This is a genomic window from Mycobacterium sp. SMC-16 (assembly GCF_046250085.1).
In the GTDB taxonomy this organism is placed as follows: Bacteria; Actinomycetota; Actinomycetes; order Mycobacteriales; family Mycobacteriaceae; genus Mycobacterium; species Mycobacterium phocaicum.
The window spans coordinates 5,425,393-5,443,391 of record NZ_CP176427.1 but is presented as its reverse complement, the minus strand read 5'-3'; the positions used below and the strand labels follow the sequence as shown (position 1 = coordinate 5,443,391).

At 68.4% G+C, this 17,999-nt stretch carries 19 protein-coding genes; 9 read left to right on the top strand and 10 right to left on the bottom strand.

What is annotated here, in order from left to right:
- Positions 1-248: 248 nt before the first annotated feature.
- The 3 genes from ACJEIK_RS26630 to ponA2 all read right to left on the bottom strand — a co-directional run bounded on the left by ACJEIK_RS26630 (position 249) and on the right by ponA2 (position 4,807).
- Positions 249-1,322, bottom strand: coding sequence for a PLP-dependent cysteine synthase family protein (locus ACJEIK_RS26630; protein WP_060999414.1), 1,074 nt, complete (start codon positions 1,320-1,322; stop codon positions 249-251).
- On the bottom strand, positions 1,319-2,269 hold the full coding sequence (locus ACJEIK_RS26625; protein ID WP_409430591.1) for a metallophosphoesterase: 951 nt from the start codon (positions 2,267-2,269) through the stop codon (positions 1,319-1,321). The genes ACJEIK_RS26630 and ACJEIK_RS26625 overlap by 4 nt, the downstream gene beginning before the upstream one ends.
- 102 nt (positions 2,270-2,371) lie before the next feature.
- Positions 2,372-4,807, bottom strand: a complete 2,436-nt coding sequence (ponA2, locus tag ACJEIK_RS26620) for a transglycosylase/D,D-transpeptidase PonA2 (RefSeq protein WP_409430590.1) — start codon at positions 4,805-4,807, stop codon at positions 2,372-2,374.
- A gap of 341 nt (positions 4,808-5,148) precedes the next feature.
- Here ponA2 and ACJEIK_RS26615 point away from each other — a divergent pair, with 341 nt between their 5' ends.
- A complete protein-coding gene (locus ACJEIK_RS26615; protein WP_020100988.1) occupies positions 5,149-5,454 on the top strand; it encodes a WhiB family transcriptional regulator in 306 nt (101 codons plus the stop codon).
- 72 nt (positions 5,455-5,526) lie between these two features.
- Here the strand turns inward: ACJEIK_RS26615 and ACJEIK_RS26610 are convergent, their stop codons facing one another.
- Both ACJEIK_RS26610 and ACJEIK_RS26605 read right to left on the bottom strand, forming a co-directional pair.
- Positions 5,527-6,663: an ArsA family ATPase gene (locus ACJEIK_RS26610; protein ID WP_060999408.1), complete on the bottom strand. Its 1,137-nt coding sequence runs from the start codon at positions 6,661-6,663 to the stop codon at positions 5,527-5,529.
- The gene (locus ACJEIK_RS26605; RefSeq protein WP_406801857.1) at positions 6,660-7,700 is read right to left on the bottom strand and encodes an ArsA-related P-loop ATPase; all 1,041 of its coding nucleotides are present in this window, start codon (positions 7,698-7,700) and stop codon (positions 6,660-6,662) included. The genes ACJEIK_RS26610 and ACJEIK_RS26605 overlap by 4 nt, the downstream gene beginning before the upstream one ends.
- A 48-nt stretch (positions 7,701-7,748) precedes the next feature.
- Between ACJEIK_RS26605 and ACJEIK_RS26600 the strand changes: the two genes are divergently transcribed.
- From ACJEIK_RS26600 to ACJEIK_RS26590, 3 genes are read left to right on the top strand one after another with little or no spacing between them, the layout of a single operon-like run.
- Positions 7,749-7,910 carry a DUF4177 domain-containing protein gene (locus ACJEIK_RS26600; protein WP_090562576.1) on the top strand — a complete coding sequence of 54 codons (162 nt, stop codon included), beginning with the start codon at positions 7,749-7,751 and terminating at the stop codon, positions 7,908-7,910.
- Positions 7,907-8,362, top strand: a complete 456-nt coding sequence (locus ACJEIK_RS26595) for a RidA family protein (protein WP_133426321.1) — start codon at positions 7,907-7,909, stop codon at positions 8,360-8,362. Before ACJEIK_RS26600 ends, ACJEIK_RS26595 begins: the two co-directional genes overlap by 4 nt.
- Positions 8,359-9,132: an MBL fold metallo-hydrolase gene (locus tag ACJEIK_RS26590; RefSeq protein WP_135355509.1), complete on the top strand. Its 774-nt coding sequence runs from the start codon at positions 8,359-8,361 to the stop codon at positions 9,130-9,132. Before ACJEIK_RS26595 ends, ACJEIK_RS26590 begins: the two co-directional genes overlap by 4 nt.
- 48 nt (positions 9,133-9,180) lie before the next feature.
- Here the strand turns inward: ACJEIK_RS26590 and crp are convergent, their stop codons facing one another.
- Positions 9,181-9,855 (bottom strand): cAMP-activated global transcriptional regulator CRP, encoded by a 675-nt coding sequence (crp, locus tag ACJEIK_RS26585; protein WP_020100982.1) that lies wholly within the window; start codon positions 9,853-9,855, stop codon positions 9,181-9,183.
- 103 nt (positions 9,856-9,958) lie between these two features.
- Positions 9,959-10,270 carry a hypothetical protein gene (locus tag ACJEIK_RS26580; RefSeq protein ID WP_135355510.1) on the bottom strand — a complete coding sequence of 104 codons (312 nt, stop codon included), beginning with the start codon at positions 10,268-10,270 and terminating at the stop codon, positions 9,959-9,961.
- 204 nt (positions 10,271-10,474) lie between these two features.
- On the opposite strand from ACJEIK_RS26580, the gene nth reads away from it, so the two are divergent.
- From nth to marP, 4 genes are read left to right on the top strand one after another with little or no spacing between them, the layout of a single operon-like run.
- Positions 10,475-11,161 (top strand): endonuclease III, encoded by a 687-nt coding sequence (gene nth / locus ACJEIK_RS26575; RefSeq protein WP_406774129.1) that lies wholly within the window; start codon positions 10,475-10,477, stop codon positions 11,159-11,161.
- The gene (locus tag ACJEIK_RS26570) at positions 11,158-11,808 is read left to right on the top strand and encodes a TlpA disulfide reductase family protein (protein ID WP_135355511.1); all 651 of its coding nucleotides are present in this window, start codon (positions 11,158-11,160) and stop codon (positions 11,806-11,808) included. Before nth ends, ACJEIK_RS26570 begins: the two co-directional genes overlap by 4 nt.
- The gene (locus ACJEIK_RS26565; RefSeq protein WP_061007134.1) at positions 11,805-12,569 is read left to right on the top strand and encodes a CoA pyrophosphatase; all 765 of its coding nucleotides are present in this window, start codon (positions 11,805-11,807) and stop codon (positions 12,567-12,569) included. Before ACJEIK_RS26570 ends, ACJEIK_RS26565 begins: the two co-directional genes overlap by 4 nt.
- On the top strand, positions 12,566-13,759 hold the full coding sequence (gene marP / locus ACJEIK_RS26560) for an acid resistance serine protease MarP (protein WP_409430589.1): 1,194 nt from the start codon (positions 12,566-12,568) through the stop codon (positions 13,757-13,759). The genes ACJEIK_RS26565 and marP overlap by 4 nt, the downstream gene beginning before the upstream one ends.
- Here the strand turns inward: marP and ACJEIK_RS26555 are convergent.
- Both ACJEIK_RS26555 and ACJEIK_RS26550 read right to left on the bottom strand, forming a co-directional pair.
- Positions 13,748-14,713 (bottom strand): alpha/beta fold hydrolase, encoded by a 966-nt coding sequence (locus ACJEIK_RS26555; protein WP_409430588.1) that lies wholly within the window; start codon positions 14,711-14,713, stop codon positions 13,748-13,750. The genes marP and ACJEIK_RS26555 overlap by 12 nt on opposite strands.
- On the bottom strand, positions 14,713-15,222 hold the full coding sequence (locus ACJEIK_RS26550; RefSeq protein WP_061007141.1) for a phage holin family protein: 510 nt from the start codon (positions 15,220-15,222) through the stop codon (positions 14,713-14,715). The genes ACJEIK_RS26555 and ACJEIK_RS26550 overlap by 1 nt, the downstream gene beginning before the upstream one ends.
- Before the next feature lie 117 nt (positions 15,223-15,339).
- Between ACJEIK_RS26550 and ACJEIK_RS26545 the strand changes: the two genes are divergently transcribed.
- A complete protein-coding gene (locus ACJEIK_RS26545; protein WP_110784190.1) occupies positions 15,340-16,005 on the top strand; it encodes a S1 family peptidase in 666 nt (221 codons plus the stop codon).
- Between the two features lie 24 nt (positions 16,006-16,029).
- On the opposite strand, the gene acs is transcribed toward ACJEIK_RS26545, so the two are convergent.
- Positions 16,030-17,976 (bottom strand): acetate--CoA ligase, encoded by a 1,947-nt coding sequence (acs, locus tag ACJEIK_RS26540; RefSeq protein ID WP_138250949.1) that lies wholly within the window; start codon positions 17,974-17,976, stop codon positions 16,030-16,032.
- Positions 17,977-17,999: the final 23 nt, after the last annotated feature.

Sequence of the window (17,999 nt, the reverse complement as noted above, 5' to 3'; positions counted from 1 at the left end):
GCCCTCACGGGGAGAGGTAGCGGCAGGTAGACGGGGTTAGCGGCGAAGATCACGTCCATTCAGGGGATGGATTTTTGTGCAACGTGCGTTAAACCGGGTAACTCTGATGAACGACAGCCGAACGCCAGAAAGCGAGGAAAGATCATGACCGGATTGGGAGCTCTGCTCTACTGCGGATTCTTCGGACTGGCGGCGCTGTGGCTGTTCGCGACCTCCGACTACCGGGCGGCCTGGTTGGGCCGCCAGGATCAGCCCCAGCGTCCGGACCGCTCGAACTCCGCCAGTGCCGCCACGGCCTCGGTGGACTCCAGCCCGCGGCTGCTGACCCACTCGTCGTCGAAGTAGGTGTCGGCGTAGCGGTCGCCGCTGTCGGCCAGGAGCGTCACCACCGACCCGCTGCGGCCCTGCGCCACCATCTCGGCCAGCAGCCCGAACGCGCCCCAGATGTTCGTCCCCGTGGACGGACCCACCCGTCGGCCCAGAACCTTGCTCACGTGCCGCGCCGCGGCCACCGAGGCGGCGTCTGGCACGCACACCATGGCGTCCACCACGCCCGGCAGGAACGACGGCTCCACGCGCGGTCGGCCGATGCCCTCGATGCGCGATGACGCACCCGTGAAGACGTCGCGGTCGCCCGTGGCCCACGACGGATAGAACGCCGAATTCTCCGGATCCACCACGCAGAGCCGGGTGGCATGGCGCCGATATCGCAGGAACCGCCCGATCGTGGCGCTCGTGCCGCCGGTGCCCGCGCCGACCACGATCCACTCCGGAATCGGATGGGTCTCGTCGCGCAGCTGCGAGAAGATCGACTCCGCGATGTTGTTGTTGCCCCGCCAGTCGGTGGCCCGCTCGGCATTGGTGAACTGATCGAGGTAGTGGCCGCCGGTCTCGCGCGCCAGGCGCTCCGCCTCGTCGTACACGTGGGACGACTGTTCGACGAAATGGCAACGGCCGCCTTGGGATTCGATCAGGGCGATCTTCGACTGACTCGTCGACGCCGTCATCACCGCGATGAAGGGCAACCCCAGCAGCGCCGCGAAATACGCCTCCGACACCGCCGTCGAACCCGACGACGCCTCGATGACGGTGGTCTGCGGGCCGATCCAGCCGTTGCACAACCCGTACAGGAACAGCGACCGGGCCAGCCGGTGTTTGAGGCTGCCGGTGATGTGGGTGCTCTCGTCCTTCAGATAGAGCTGGACGTCGACGCCGGCGCTCCACGCGGCCGGCAGGGGATAACGCAGGAGATGAGTGTCGGCGCTGCGCCGGGCGTCCGCCTCGATCAGGCGGACCGCGTTGTCCACCCAGTCGCGGCTCACCGTGCCGAGATGGCCGGCTGCGTCACGTCGGCGCCGATACCGGCGTGCCCGCCGCCGGTCGGGGCGGCCACCAGCGTCAGCAGCGTCACCTCGGGCCGGCAGCAGAAGCGCACCGGCGTGTACGGCGAGGTACCCAGACCGGCGGACACGTGCAGCTGCGTGTGGGCGCCCCAGCGTGACGGGCCCTTCACTCGGGAGGTGTCGATGTCGCAGTTGGTCACCAGCGCGCCGTAGAACGGCACGCACAGCTGCCCGCCGTGCGTGTGGCCGGCCAGCACCAGCTGGTAGCCGTCGTCGGCGAACCGGTCCAGCACGCGGGTGTACGGCGCATGGGTGACGCCCAGCGACAGGTTGGCGGCCGGGTTGGGCCGTCCGGCGATGGTGTCGTAGCGGTCGCGGTTGAGGTGCGGATCGTCGACGCCGGCGACGGCGATGAGCTGCCCGTTGACCTCGATCTCGCGCCGCGTGTGGGTCATGTCCAGCCAGCCGCGCTCGGTGAACGCCGCGCGCAGGTCCTGCCACGGCAGCGGCCGCCCGGTGATCCGCTTGTGCTTGCTGAACAGGTAGTTGGCGGGGTTCTTCGGCTTCGGCGCGAAGTAGTCGTTGCTGCCGAACACGAACACGCCGGGCACCGCCAGCAGATCGCCCATCGCCTGCACCACCGCCGGCACCGACTTGGGGTGCGAGAGGTTGTCGCCGGTGTTGACCACCAGATCGGGCTCCCAGCGGGCCAGCTCGCGCAGCCACGCCTGCTTGCGACGCTGCGCCGGCATCATGTGCAGATCGCTCAGATGCAGCACCCGCAGCGGCGACGATCCCGGCGTCAGCACCGGCATGGTGACCTCGCGGACCACGAACGCGTTGCGCTCGATGAGCGACGCGTAGGCGAGGCCCGCAGCCAGTGTTCCGGCGGCGGTGACGGCTGCGTTGCGGGCGATGGCAGACATGCAGGCAGCCTACTTGCTCAGCGCAGTAATTGGCCCGTTGTCGCTGGTCATCGTTAGAAAGCCCACAGGGTTGGCTTAGGTCGTTCTGAGGTTTCGGCCGGCCTATGGGGGCGGGGGACCGAGAACCGGGACGGTGATGGGCGGCAGGCCCGGAATCTCCACGACCGTCGACCCGATCTGCACCGGCGGCAAGCCGTCGAGGCCCGGAATCCCCACTGGCGGTGGCGGCGGAGGCGGCGGCGCGATGCCGTTGCTGACCTGGATCGTGATGATCGAACCGGGGATGGTCTGTCCCGACGGCGAGGTTCCGACCACCTGACCAGATGGCGCGGTGCTGTTGACCCACGACGGCTGCGCGGACAACTGGAAGCCGGCTTCCTTGATGCGGTTCTGTGCCAGGTCGAGGTCCATGCCCGCGACGCTCGGCACCCTGGACCCTGGCCCGCCGTCGACGTAGCGCGGGTCGGTCGGCGGCATCACGACGTTGGGCGGGGTGAACTGCTTCATGGCGGTGAACCAGGTTCGGGCCGGCTCGTGGCCGCCGTAGAGGTCACCACGGCCACACTGGCGCAGCGGGAACGAGCACAGGTCGGACGGTGTGGGCGAGTCGTCGTAGATGTAGTTGGCGGCGGCGTAGGCGCTCGTGAAGCCCAGGAACGCCGACGACCGGTGGGCCTCGGTGGTTCCGGTCTTGCCCGAGACCGGGAGATTCCAGCCCACCGACTGCGCGGCCGCCGCACCGGTGCCACTGATGGCGTCCTTGTTCATCGCGTTGGCGAGGGTGTTGGCCAGGCCCTCGGGGACGGCCTGCTCACAGGTCTGGGTGGTCACCGAGACCTCGTTGCCGTGCCGGTCGAACACCTTGTCCACGGGATTCGGTGGGCACCACGTGCCGCCCGACGCCAGCGTGGCCGCGACGTTGGACAGCTCGAGGGCATTGACCTCGAACGGGCCGAGGGTGAACGAGCCGATGTTCTGGCGCTTGATGAAGTCGGCCAGGCTCTCGTTGCTGTTCGGGTCGTACGGGCGGGCGGTGCCCGGCGCGGCGTAGGACCGCAGCCCCAGCTTGACCGCCATGTCGACGGTGCGCGGGACGCCGATCTGCGAGATGAGCTTGGCGAACCCGGTGTTCGGCGACGACGCCAGCGCTTCGGTGACGTTCATGCTGCCCTTGTAGCGGCCGTCGTTCTCGACGCACCACTTGTCCTTCGGGCAGCCCTTGGCGCCGCCGCTGCCCAGACCCTTGGCCTCGAACCGTCCGGGCACGTCCAGCTGCGCATTGATGCCCATGCCCATGTCCAGGGCTGCGGCCGTGGTGAACAGCTTGAAGATGGACCCGGCGCCGTCACCGACCAGTGAAAACGGTTGCGGCTGCATGGTTTCCCCGGCCGCGGTGTTCAGGCCGTACGTCCGGTTGCTGGCCATCGCCACCACCTGGTGGTTGTCCTTACCGGGCCGGATGACGCTCATGACGCTGCCGATGCCGTCGATGGTGGGGGAGGCGATGCCGTCGATCGACGACTTGACCGCGTTCTGGATGTCCGGGTCGATCGTCGTGCGGATCAGATAGCCGCCCTTGGCCACCTGGTCCTTGCTGATGCCGGCCTTCGACAGATAGTCGAGCACGTAGTCGCAGAAGAAGGCGCGGTCACCGGCGGCGATGCAGCCGCGGGGCAGCTGGTTGGGCTGCGGTAGGATGCCGAGCGGCTCGGCCTTGGCGGCGCGCAGGGCCTCGGCTTCCTGCGGGACGTTCTGGATCATGGTGTCCAGCACCAGGTTTCGACGTGCCAGGGCGCCGTCGGGGTTGACGTACGGATCCAGTCCGCTGGTCGACTGCACCATGCCGGCGAGCAGTGCGGCCTGCTGCCAGTTCAGCTGGTTGGCGTTGATGCCGAAGTACGTCTGGGCGGCATCCTGGATGCCGAACGCGCCGTTGCCGAACGACACCAGGTTCAGGTAGCGCGTCAGGATCTCGGACTTGGTGAACGTCTTGTCGAGGGTCAGCGCCATGCGGATTTCGCGCAGCTTGCGTGCTGGGGTGGTCTCGATGGCGGCCCGCCGTTCGGCGTCACTCTGCGCGACCACGAGCAGCTGGTAGTTCTTCACGTACTGCTGCTCGATGGTGGATCCACCGCGGGTATCGGCCGAACCCGACATGTAGCCGGACAGGCCCGTCAGGGTGCCCTTCCAGTCAACCCCGTTGTGCTCGGCAAACCGTTTGTCCTCGATCGAGACGATGGCCAGCTTCATGGTGTTGGCGATCTGATCGCTCGGCACCTCGAAACGGCGCTGCGAATACAGCCACGCGATGGGGTTGCCCTTGGCGTCCACCATGGTGGACACGGCGGGTGCGTCACCTTCGACGAGCTGGGCCGAACCGTTGGCCACGACGTCGGATGCCCGGTTGGACATCAGGCCGACACCCCCGATGAGCGGGAACATCATCGCGGCGAGCACCACGCTGGCGAGCAGAACGCACCACGTCATCTTGATGACGGTGACCGCGGTCGGCGGACGGTTCTGCGGTCGCTCGGGCATGGGGTACAGCCTAGCGACCGTGGTGGCCAGCAGCTGAGTGCTGGTCGATTACCACGTCCTTAGGGCATCTAGGGGGCTGCGACACGGGCAAAAATTAACGTTTGGACACACGTCCCAAAAAAGCGGCCCCAGACCCATTGCGCAATAGGCCCCTGACCACCTAACTTGAACACACAATGCGATCTAGGTAACACTACTAGCCGCAATGTGGCGTAGATCGCATCAGCGACCTACTCGGGAGGACTCGGCCGTCGGGAGACGGTGTGACGAAGGGATCGCTGGTGGCAGGTACACAGCCAGTAGTTCGCACGACAATCGCTCCCCAGGCCGGAAACGGCGCGATACAGGGCGTGGTCCAACCTGAAGCAGAAGCCCGCATCGCCTGGGTGTCCCAGGCCCGGTGCCGACAGGCCGACCCGGACGAACTGTTCGTCCGCGGCGCCGCACAGCGCAAGGCCGCGGTCATCTGCCGGCACTGCCCCGTGATCGTCGAATGCGGTGCCGACGCCCTCGACAACAGGGTCGAGTTCGGCGTGTGGGGCGGCATGACCGAGCGTCAGCGCCGTGCCCTGCTCAAACAGCACCCCGAGGTGGTGTCCTGGGCCGAGTTCTTCGCGACCCAGCGCAAGCACCGCAACGCGGTCTGACAGACGTAGAAACAGCTGTGCCCGGGATTTCCTAGGAAATCCCGGGCACAAGCATTTGAAAGCCGTTGTCTGTCAGGCTTTGACGACGTCGCCCGTGATCTGATCGGCGATGGCCCGCAGCGCCTCGAGATCGGACACCTCGAACGGCAGTGACGGCACCCCCACCAACGCCACGTGCGGGTTGGCCCCGGTGAACCGCGACAGCAGCCGCACCTCACGCTTGGAGATCACGGTGCGGTTCGCGTGGATCCGCAGGGTCGCCGCGGCCAGCGCGTCGGTGTCCTGACCGGACTGCTCCAGCTTGCCGGCGGCCTCGTCGGCCGCATCGGCGGTCAGGTCACACAGCATCGGGTGGGTGCGGTTGAGGATCAGGCCGGCCAGTGGCATCTGCTCCTGCGACAACCGGTCGACGAAGAACGACGCCTCACGCAGCGCGTCGGGCTCGGCAGCTGAAACGACGACGAACCGGGTACCCGGGCGCTTGAGCAGTTCGTAGGTGCGGTCGGCCTTCTCCCGGAACCCGCCGAACGTCGCGTCGAGCGACTGCACGAAACCGGCCGCGTCTGAGAGCATCTGCGAACCCAGCACCGTGGACAGCGCCTTCATCGCCAGGCCCATGGCCCCGGTGACCAGCCGGCCGATGCCGCGGCCCGGCCCGAGCAGCAGCCGCCACAGACGGCTGTCCATGAAGTTGCCCAGTCGCTTCGGCGCGTCCAGGAAGTCCAGCGCGTTGCGCGACGGCGGGGTGTCGACGACGACCAGATCCCACTTGTCCTCGGCCAGCAGCTGGCCGAGCTTCTCCATCGCCATGTACTCCTGCGTGCCCGAGAGCGACGTCGCGACGGTTTGGTAGAACTGGTTCTCCAAAATCGCGTCGGCCCGGTCCTCGCCGGAGTACTGCAGCACCATCTCGTCGAAGGTGCGGCGCATGTCCAGCATCATCGCGTAGAGCTCACCCGGCACCTCGGGAGCAAGCGGCACCCGCTGCGGGGTGTTGCCGAGATCCTTGATGCCGAGGGCCTGTGCCAGGCGCTTGGCCGGGTCGATGGTCAGCACCACGACGGTGCGGCCGTACTCGGCGGCCCGCAGCGCCATCGCGGCGGCGGTGGTGGTCTTGCCGACGCCGCCCGCGCCGCAGCACACCACGACGCGGTTCGCTTTGTCCGACAGGATCGCGTGCATGTCCAACTTCAAGGGCTTGCCGCTCATTTGGTGCCAACCCCTTGCTGCTCGAGTGCTTCGGCGAGTTCGTACAGGCTGCCCAGGTCGACCCCGTCGGGCAGAGCGGGCAGTTCCAGGCGGGGCACTTCGAGGGCGTCGAGCGCCTCGGCGCTCTCGGCGCGCGCCATCATGCGCGTCGCGTGCTGGATGGTCTCGGTGAGCAGTCCGGCGAAGTCGGTGTCGGACAACGTGATTCCGGCGTCGGCCAGCCCGGCGCGCACCGCGTCGGCGTCGACGACGCCCTCGGCGGCCTTCGCCAGATCATCCTGCGACAGGTACGCCGGGATGTTGCGGTTGACGATGACGCTGCCGATCGGCAGGTCCAGCTCCCGCAGCTCTTCGATGGCTTCCAGGGTCTCCTGCACGGGCAGCGCCTCCAGCAGGGTGACCAGGTGGATGGCGGTGAGCTCCGAGTGCAGCAGCTTCACGACGCCGTCGGCCTGAGAGTGCACCGGCCCGCCCTTGGCGAGATCCGAGACGGCCTTGGTGACGTCGAGGAAGCGCGAGATGCGGCCCGTCGGCGGGGCGTCGACCACGACGGCGTCGTAGGGGCGCTGACCCTTGAGTTCCTTGGCGGTCTTGCCGTTGCGGACCACGACCTCTTTGATCTTGCCGGTGAGCAGGACGTCACGCAGGCCGGGAGCGATCGTGGTCGCGAACTCGACGGCGCCGATGCGCTTCATGGCGCGGCCGGCGATGCCGAGGTTGTAGAACATGTCCAGGTACTCCAGGAACGCGGCCTCGGTGTCGATGGCCAGCGCGTTCACCTGCCCGCCGCCTTCGGCGGTGGCGATCTTCTGCTCCCCGTACGGCAGCGGCGGCACGTCGAAAAGCTGCGCGATGCCCTGCCGCCCCTCGACCTCGACCAGCAGGACGCTGCGGCCGCCGGCCGCCAGCGCCAGCGCCAGCGCGGCAGCGACGGTGGTTTTACCGGTACCGCCCTTGCCGGTGACGAAGTGGAGGCGCGCCTGGTCCAGGCGCGCGGGCCAACCGGTGTGGGTTCGGCCCGTCGATTCGGAGGTCACCCCAGCATGTTAACCATGCGGTACCCCTCGGCCGATAAGCTCGGCGGCATGAGCGAACCGACCCGGTGGGAGTACGCCACCGTCCCGTTGCTGATCCACGCCACCAAGCAGATCCTGGACCAGTGGGGCCAGGACGGGTGGGAGCTGGTGTCGGTGCTGGCCAACCCGAGCGGTGAGCAGCACGTCGCATACCTGAAGCGGCCGAAGTGACCGTCTCCGACCGGTTGGCCGAGCTCGGCATCGAGCTGCCGGAAGTCGCCCAGCCCCTTGCCGCTTACGTCCCCGCCGTCCGTACCGGGAACCTCGTCTACACCTCGGGCCAGCTGCCCATGCAGGGCGGCCAGTTGCCGGCCGAGGGCAAGGTCGGCGGCGAGGTCAGTGCCGAGGACGGCAAGGCCCTGGCCCGGATCTGCGGCCTCAACGCGTTGGCTGCCGTGCACGCGCTGGTGGGTATCGACTCGGTGGTGCGGATCGTCAAGGTCGTCGGTTTCGTCGCCTCGGCACCGGGCTTCAACGGCCAGCCCGCGGTGATCAACGGCGCGTCCGAACTGATGGGCGAGGTGTTCGGCCCGGCCGGTGCGCACGCCCGCTCTGCCGTCGGGGTCTCGGAGTTGCCGTTGAATGCGCCGGTCGAGGTGGAGTTGATCGTCGAGGTCGTATGACGCATCCCGCGTATGGCGTGCTGTGGCCGGTCACGGAGGCCGCCTCGGTACTGCTGTGCGACAACCCGGGGATCATGACGCTCGACGGCACCAACACCTGGGTGCTGCGCGGGCGCGGTAGTGACGAGATGGTCGTCGTCGACCCGGGACCTGACGACGATGCGCACCTCGAGCGCATCGCAGCACTCGGCGAGATTCCGCTGGTGCTGATCAGTCACAAGCACGACGACCACACCGGCGGCATCGACAAGCTCGTCGGCATGACGGGTGCGGTGGTGCGCTCGGTCGGCAGCGGGTTCCTGCGAGGACTCGGCGGGCCGCTCACCGATGGCGAGGTGATCGACGCCGCGGGCCTGCGGATCAAGGTCATGGCGACACCGGGGCACACCGCGGATTCGCTGTCGTTCGTCGTCGACGATGCCGTGCTGACCGCGGACACCGTGCTGGGTCGCGGCACCACCGTCATCGACAACGAGGACGGCAGCTTGCGCGACTACCTGGAATCGCTGCGGCGGCTGCAGGGCCTCGGGCAGCGGACCGTCCTGCCCGGCCATGGTCCCGATCTGGCCGACCTGTCGCAGGTGACGGCCATGTACCTCGCGCACCGCGAGGAACGGCTGGACCAGGTGCGCGGCGCCCTGAAAGTGCTCGGTGAAGAGGCCTCGGCGCGGCAGGTCGTCGAACACGTCTATACCGACGTCGACCAGAAGCTGTGGGACGCCGCCGAGAAATCGGTGCAGGCCCAGCTGGATTACCTGCGGACTGCTTGAACCAAACAAAGATGCCCCCGATGCGTGTCGGGGGCATCTTCGTCAGTACTACCGCGCTCGGCGGGCCAGCCGCTCGGAGTCGGAGATCAGCACGCTCTTGCCCTCCAGGCGGATCCAGCCGCGGTGCGCGAAGTCGGCGAGCGCCTTGTTCACGGTTTCGCGGGAGGCGCCGACCAGCTGGGCGATCTCTTCCTGCGTCAGGTCGTGGGTGACGCGCAGGGCGCCGCCCTCCTGGGTGCCGAAGCGCTGGGCCAGCTGCAGCAGCTGCTTGGCCACGCGACCGGGCACGTCGGTGAAGATCAGGTCGGCCAGGTTGTTGTTGGTGCGGCGCAACCGGCGGGCGAGCACGCGCAGCAACTGCTCGGCGATCTCCGGGCGGTCCGCGATCCACGCCCGCAGCGCTTCACGGTCCATCGAGACGGCGCGCACCTCGGTGATGGTGATGGCGCTCGACGTCCGGGGACCCGGGTCGAAGATCGACAGCTCACCGAACATGTCCGACGGACCCATGATCGTCAGCAGGTTCTCCCGGCCGTCCGGCGACCGGCGGCCGATCTTCACCTTGCCGGAGATGATGATGTAGAGGCGGTCGCCGGGCTCGCCTTCGGCGAACACGGTGTGTCCGCGAGGAAAGTCGACAGGCTGCAGCTGTTTGGTCAGTGCGGATACCGCGGTGGGCTCGACACCCTGGAAGATTCCGGCCCTCGCCAGGATCTCGTCCACGTTGCTCCCTAAGGCTGGTGAGTGATAAAAAACGCGCGCAAGCTAGCCAGTGAACTGGTTAACAAAGTCAGTCTAGTGGTAAGCCGTTTCGCAACCAGCCACGCTACACACGATTCGCCTGGCGAGTCTCGCGAAATTGCGGATTGCTCGCATAGTGGGCATACGCGCGGCTGGGTAACTCGGGCTCACCGAAGGCGCCGAGCGGGTTGTCGCGCGTCGGCGACGGGGCCGCGAGGGCGCGCGGCTCCTCGAATCGGGGTGCCGATCGGTGCGGCAACGTACCGGCGGATGCGGATTGCTCCGACCAGGCGTTCTTGACCTTCTCGACGAAGGCTTTGACGTCTGCCGCGGTGTACGTCTCCTTGGACGTATCCAGCATCGCTTCGAGGCGGCTCAACCCGAAGGTTGCCAACATGAGCAACCCGGGAATGCACACCACGAGCAACCAGGACACACGCAGAAGTAAACACGCCGAATGTCTCAGGGTGATCACGAAACGACGCCGGTCAAAGTATCCTTACCGACTTCTCTCAGTACGCTTACCGGCGTGCCTGCGCGACGATCCACCGCAAAATACGACCGCGAAACCCACCTGGGTCTGGTGCGTCGCGCCCGGAGAATGAATCGTGAACTGGCGCAAGCGTTCCCGCACGTCTACTGCGAGCTGGATTTCACCAATCCGCTGGAGCTGGCGGTGGCCACGATCCTGTCGGCGCAGTGCACGGATAAGAGGGTGAACCTCACCACGCCGGCGCTGTTCGCCAAATACCCGACGGCGCTGGACTATGCGCAGGCCAACCGGACCGAACTCGAGGAGCTGATCCGGCCCACCGGCTTCTACCGCAACAAGGCGACGTCGATCATGGGGCTGGGCCAGGAACTGGTCACCCGTTTCGACGGCGAGGTGCCCGACACCCTGGACGAGCTGGTCACGCTGCCGGGTGTGGGACGCAAGACCGCGAACGTCATCCTGGGCAACGCCTTCGACATCCCGGGCATCACGGTCGACACGCACTTCGGCCGGCTGGTGCGACGTTGGCGCTGGACCGCCGAAGAGGACCCGGTCAAGGTGGAACACGCCGTCGGCGAGCTGATCCCGCGCAAGGAATGGACCCTGCTGTCGCACCGCGTCATCTTCCACGGGCGCCGGGTTTGCCATTCCCGGACCCCGGCCTGCGGCGTGTGTGTGCTGGCCCGCGACTGCCCGTCGTACGGACTTGGGCCGACGGACCTGGCGGCCGCCGCGGCGCTGGTGAAGGGACCCGAGACCGAACACCTGCTGGCCCTGGCCGGGATCACCGAGTGAGTCGGTCTGCCCGTTGGACCGTGGTGGTGCTGGCCGTGTTCGTCGTTCTCGGTGTGGCGCTGTGGCGGCAACTCGGTGACGACCGGACCGCGTCCGGGCCGGCGGGCCAGCAGACTGTCGCGCGCGCACATCGCGACGCCGACACCCCGGCGGCGCTGGCCGGACCCCGGGCCAAGGCGGCCCTGCCGCCCTGTCCGGCACCGCAGGGCGGGCCCGGACCGCAAGCGCTGCAGGGCATCACGGTCGACTGCGCGGCCGACGGGACGCCCGTCGACGTCGCCAAGGCCGTCGCCGGCCGCGCCGTGGTGCTGAACTTGTGGGCCTACTGGTGCGGCCCGTGCGCCGACGAACTGCCCGCACTGGCCGAGTACCAGCGCCGGGTGGGCCCGAAGGTGACGGTGCTGACGGTGCATCAGGACGAGAACGAGACCGCCGGGCTGCTGCGGCTGGCCGACCTGGGCGTCAAGCTGCCGATGCTGCAGGACGGCCGGCGGCTGATCGCGGCCGCGCTGCGCGTCCCCAATGTCATGCCTGCGACCGTGCTGCTGCGCCCTGACGGTAGCGTTGCGCAGGTCCTGCCCCGGCCGTTCACCAGTGCCGACGAGATCGCCAGTGCAGTGAACGCACAGTTAGGAGTGTCGGGGTGAACGTGCTGAACCCACAGGCCGCCCCGGCCTGGCTGCGGCCCCTCGTCGACAACGCCGCGGACCTCCCGCAGGCCTACCGGCGCCGGCTGCCGAAGAGCGTGCTGGCGGCCATCACCGCCGCCGGCGCCACCGCGACATTGACCGGCACCAAGCGCGACGCCGCCGTCCTGGTGTTGTTCTCGGGCGCGCCCGACGCCCCCGCCGGTGCCCTGCCGCCCGACGCCGACCTGCTGGTCACCGTCCGCGCATCGACGCTGCGCCACCACGCCGGGCAGGCGGCGTTCCCCGGCGGCGCGTCCGATCCAGGGGACGACGGTCCCATCGGCACCGCGCTGCGCGAGGCGAACGAGGAAACCGGCATTGATCCCTCCCGGTTGCACATCCTGGCCACGCTGGACCGAATGTTCATCCCGCCCTCGGGTTTTCACGTGGTCCCCGTGCTCGCGTACTCGCCCGACCCGGGCCACGTCCTCGCCGTCGACCCGGCCGAGACCGCGATCGTCGCGCGGGTTCCGGTGCGCGCCTTCGTCAATCCCGAGAACCGGTTGATGGTGTATCGCAAAGAGAACACGCGGCAGTTCGCCGGCCCGGCATTTCTGCTCAACCAGATGCTGGTGTGGGGCTTCACCGCTCAGGTGATCTCCGCGATGCTCGACGTCGCAGGCTGGGCCAAGCCGTGGAACACCGACGTCGTCGAGGAACTGGACGCGGCAATGGCGCTGCTGGGCGAGTCCAGCGGCTACCGTGTGGATCAACCATGACACCTTCACAATGGCTGGATCTGGCCGTTCTGTCCGTCGCCTTCGTCGCCGCCGTCTCGGGCTGGCGGTCCGGGGCGCTGGGCTCCCTGCTGTCTTTTCTCGGTGTGGTGCTCGGCGCGGTGGCCGGTGTGCTGCTGGCGCCGCATGTGGTGGCGCACGTCGACGGCGCCCGCAGCAAGCTCTTCATCGCCCTGTTCCTGATCCTGGGCCTGGTCGTGGTCGGCGAGATCGCCGGTGTGGTGCTGGGCCGCGCCGTACGCGGCGCCATGCGCAACGAGGTGGTGCGCGGATTCGACTCGGTCGTCGGCATGGCCCTGCAACTGGTCGCGGTCCTGGTTGCCGCCTGGCTGCTGGCCACCCCGCTGACGTCGTCCGACCAGCCGAACCTGGCTGCCGCGGTGAACGGCTCGCGCGTGCTGTCCGAGGTCAACGACCTCGCACCGGCCTGGCTCAAGCGCGTGCCCACGCGGCTGTCGGCGCTGCTGAACACCTCGGGACTGCCCTCGGTGCTGCAGCCGTTCGGCCGCACGCCGATCGTCAGCGTCTCGGCACCCGACCCTGCGCTCGTCGGCGACCCGGCGGTGGCCGCGGCCAAGGGCAGCGTCGTGAAGATCCGCGGCGTCGCGCAGAGCTGCCAGAAGGTGCTCGAGGGCACCGGCTTCGTGGTGGCGCCCGGCCGGGTGATGTCCAACGCCCACGTGGTGGCCGGCTCCAACAGCGTCACCGTCCAGGTCGACGACAAGAGCTACGACGCCAAGGTCGTGTCGTACGACCCCGAGGCCGACATCTCGATCCTCGACGCTCCCGACCTGCCCGCGGCACCCCTGAAGTTCGACATGCAGGAGGCCCCGACCGGGACCGGCGCGGTGGTGATGGGCTATCCGGGCGGCGGTGAGTTCGCCGCGACCCCGGCGCGCATCCGCGAGGTCATCAAGCTCAACGGCCCGGACATCTACCACTCCACGACCGTCACGCGCGAGGTGTACACCATCAGAGGCAATGTCCGCCAAGGCAATTCGGGCGGACCGCTGATCGACGGCAGTGGGAAGGTGCTCGGTGTCGTGTTCGGCGCCGCGGTCGACGACGCCGACACGGGCTTCGTCCTCACCGCCGACGAGGTGGCCAAGCAGATGGCCAAGGTCGACAACCAGGATGCGGTGCCGACCGGAAAGTGCATCTCAGCCGGGTAGCTGGTGCAGGAACGTCGACAGCTCCGAGGTGACCGTCGACGGTTGCTCCTCGTGCGCGAAATGGCCTGCGCCGGGCACGGATACGAAGCGGGTCTGCGGGGCGTAGCGCTGGGTTCGGCGGACCGGGTCGTCGAGCACGTACGGATCTGCGGTGCCGTGTAGGTGCAGGACCGGCACGGCGGTGCGCTGTTTCATCGTGCGCATGAAGCGCCGGCCTTCGCCGCGGACCTGACTGCGCGCCGCCCACCGCTGATACTCGAGCGCCGAGTGCGCGGCCGACGGAATCTGGATCGCGGTGCGCAGGTGCGCGGCGGTCTGGGCGAAATCCGCCGACGCCGGCCAGGCTGCGCCGGCGCGACTGCGCACCAGCTGCTCGACGGCAGCACCGCCGCGCCGGGTCAGGACATGCTCGGGCCACCACGGCACCTGATTGCGCAGCATCGCCGGCAGCAGGGCCGCGCGCTGGCCCTTGTCGGTCAGTGTGGAGGACCGCAGCGCCACCGGATGCGGTGAACTGACCAACGCGATACCCCGGACCGCCCGCGGATGCAGCATCGCCGTCGCCCAGCAGACGAGGCCGCCGTCGGCATGTCCCACCAGCACGGCGGAGTGGTGTCCCAGCGCGCGCACCAGGCCGGCGGTGTCCCCGGCCAGCGTCCAGCCGTCGTAGCCGGTCGGTGGCTTGTCACTGCCGCCGTAGCCCCGCAGGTCGACCGCGACCACGCGGGCACCGCGCAGGTCGCGCAACTGATGTCGCCACGAGTACCAGAACGAGGCGAACCCGTGCAGCAGGATCACCAGCGGACGCTCGGCGTTGGAGGAGCCGTCCGCGTTCCGATCCTCGGGCTCCGAGCCCTCGGCCTCCACGACGTGGAAGCGGATCCCGTTCGCGTGCACCTGGAGGTGTCGCCACGGACCGTCGATCCGGACGACCGACGGATCAGGTGGCGGCACTACCAGCCTGAGGTGTCGCTAGAAGCCGTGCGGGCGGTGATCTGACTCGACGGCTTGTCGTGTCCCGGCGTCAGCGCCACCTTGGCCTCCTTGACCGTGGCGATGGTGTCCCGCGGGCCGCGGATCTTGCGGACCTTGAGGAAGCCCAGGAACGCGAGCGCGCCGGTGGTCAGCACCATGAGCGCGAAGACGATGAGGTACGACGCCCAGCTCGGCAGCCACAGCTCCAGCAGCGAGCCGAGGAAGAAGAAGAAAAAGAACGTCGAGTAGAAGAGCACGACCAGGGCGGCGATGAACAGGACGCTGCCGGTCAGGCCCTTCTTCACGTCGGCGGTGATCTCGGCGCGCGCGAGCTCGACCTCGGCCCGCACCAGCGTCGACATCTGCGCGGTGGCTTCCTTGACCAGATCGCCGATCGACGGATCGGCCTTGGGCGCATGCGGATCCACCAGCGGGATCGAGGTCACCGTGGCTGGAACGGGGCCATTCTTGCGATCGCCATTGCTCACGAACACGTCCTCCCGGCGTCGGTGTAGTCCTGGCATATGTTGCCACGTGGGGCGCCGCTTAACGATCCGGCCCAGGGATACACTGCCCCGATGCGTTTGGCACCCGTGATTGCTGCGATGTGTGGGACGGCCGTTGCTCTGCTCGGCACGTCGGCCGGGGTGCCGGCCCACGCGGACGCACCGGTGCCGCTGGGCGGTGGTTCGGGCATCGTCGTGGACGGTGACACTTTCTGCACTCTGACCACGATCGGTCATGACAACCGCGGCAAGCTGGTCGGCTTCACGTCGGCGCACTGCGGCGGTCCCGGCCACGAGGTGTCGGCCGAGGGCGCCGAGAACCGCGGCACGCTGGGCGTCATGGTGGCCGGCAGTCAGCCGCTGGACTACGCCGTCATCGAGTTCGACCCGGCCAAGGTGCAGCCCCTCAACACCGTCAACGGATTCCAGATCGACGGCATCGGCCCGGACCCGGCCTTCGGCCAGGTGGCGTGCAAGCTGGGCCGCACCACCGGCTACACCTGCGGCGTCACGTGGGGTCCCGGACAGGACCCGGGCACCATCGTCGACCAGGTGTGTGGCCAACCCGGTGACTCGGGTGCGCCCGTCACGGTGAACAACAAGCTGGTCGGCATGATCCACGGCGCGTTCAGCGACGACCTGCCGACGTGCGTCGTCAAGTACGTGCCACTGCACACCCCGGCCGTGACGGTGTCGATCAACGCGGTGATCGCCGACCTCGACGCCAAGAGCCGGCCCGGCGCCGGCTACGTGCCGATCGCCTGAGCCGGCCTGGCCCTGCTGGCTGCCCTACTTGCTGGCGCGGATGGCTTCGAAGACGCTGGGGTCGACGAGGGTTGAGGTGTCGCCGAGGTCACGGCCTTCGGCGACGTCGCGCAGCAGGCGGCGCATGATCTTGCCGCTACGCGTCTTGGGAAGTTCGGGCACGACGTGGATTTCGCGTGGTTTGGCGATGGGGGAGATCTCCCGTGCCACCTGGGCGCGCAGTTCCTCGATCATGTTCTCCGGACCGCCGTGCGCCGACTCCTTGAGGATGACGAACGCGCAGATGGCCTGGCCCGTGGTGGCGTCGGTGGCGCCGACGACGGCGGCCTCGGCCACGCCGGCGTGCCCCACGAGCGCGGACTCGACCTCCGCGGTGGAGATGCGGTGGCCCGAGATGTTCATGACGTCGTCGATGCGGCCCAGGACCCAGATGTTGCCGTCGGCGTCGTAGCGGGCGCCGTCACCGGCGAAGTACCAGCCCTGCTCGGCGAACCGGGACCAGTAGGTGTCCTTGAACCGTTCGTCGTCGCCCCAGATGCCGCGCAGCATCGACGGCCACGGCTTGTCGAGCACCAGGTAGCCGGTGACGTGTTCGGCCTCGTCGGCGCCAGGGACCAGGTCGTTGCCGTCGTCGTCGACGATCTTGGCGCTGATGCCGGGCAGCGGGGTCATGGCCGAGCCGGGCTTGGCGGCCGTGACGCCGGGCAGCGGGGAGATCATGATGGCGCCGGTCTCGGTCTGCCACCACGTGTCGACGATGGGCGTGGTGCCCGCGCCGATGTGTTCGCGGTACCAGCGCCAGGCCTCGGGGTTGATGGGCTCACCGACCGAGCCGAGCACCCGCAGGCTCGACAGGTTGTGCGCCGCGGGGATCTGGTGGCCCAGCTTCATGAAGGTGCGGATCAGCGTCGGGGCCGTGTAGTAGATGGTGACGCCGTACTTCTCGATGATGTCGAAGTGCCGGTGCTCGTTGGGTGAGGTGGGGGTGCCTTCGTAGACCACCTGCGTGACGCCGTTGGAGAGCGGGCCGTAGACGATGTAGGTGTGCCCGGTGACCCAGCCGATGTCGGCGGTGCACCAGTACACGTCGTCGGCCTTGATGTCGAAGACGTTGTGGTGGCTGTAGGACGCCTGGGTCAGGAAGCCGCCGCTGGTGTGCACGATGCCCTTGGGCTTGCCGGTGGTGCCGGAGGTGTACAGCAGGAACAACGGTTGCTCGGCGTCGAAGGCCTCGGGGGTGTGCTCGGTCGACTGCGAGTCGACGATCTCGTGCCACCAGACGTCGCGGCCCTCGGTCCAGTCGACGTCGATGCCGGTGCGCTTGACCACCAGCACGTGCTCGACGCTCGCCTGGCCGGTGACGGCTTCATCGACCGCGGACTTGAGCGAGGCGGCCTGGCCGCGGCGGTACTGCCCGTCGGTGGTGATGACCAGCTTGGCCTGGGCATCCTCGACGCGGGCGGCCAGGGCGGTGGCCGAGAAACCGGCGAAGACGACCGAGTGCATGACACCGAGCCGGGCGCAGGCCAGCATCGCCACGATGGCCTCGGGCACCATCGGCATGTAGATGGCGACGCGGTCGCCGGCGACCAGGCCCAGGGCGGTCAGGGCGTTGGCGGCCTTGCTGACCTCGTCCTTGAGCTGGGCGTAGGTGATGTCGCGGGCGTCGCCGACGGGCTCGCCCTCCCAGTGGATCGCGACGCGGTCGCCGTTGCCGGCCTCGACGTGGCGGTCCACGCAGTTGTAGGCGACGTTGAGCTTGCCGTCACCGAACCACTTGGCGAAGGGCGCATTGGACCAGTCGAGCACCTCGGTGAACGGGGTGGCCCAGGACAACCGCTCGCCCTGGCGGCGCCAGAAATCCAGGCGGTCGGCGTCGGCCTCTTGATACAGCGCGGCGGTGGCATTGGCCTGCGCGGCGAACTCGGCAGGCGGCGGGTAAGCCTGTGGCACAGCGGTGTCTTGTGTCATGGCTGTGAGCGTAGTCACTGGCA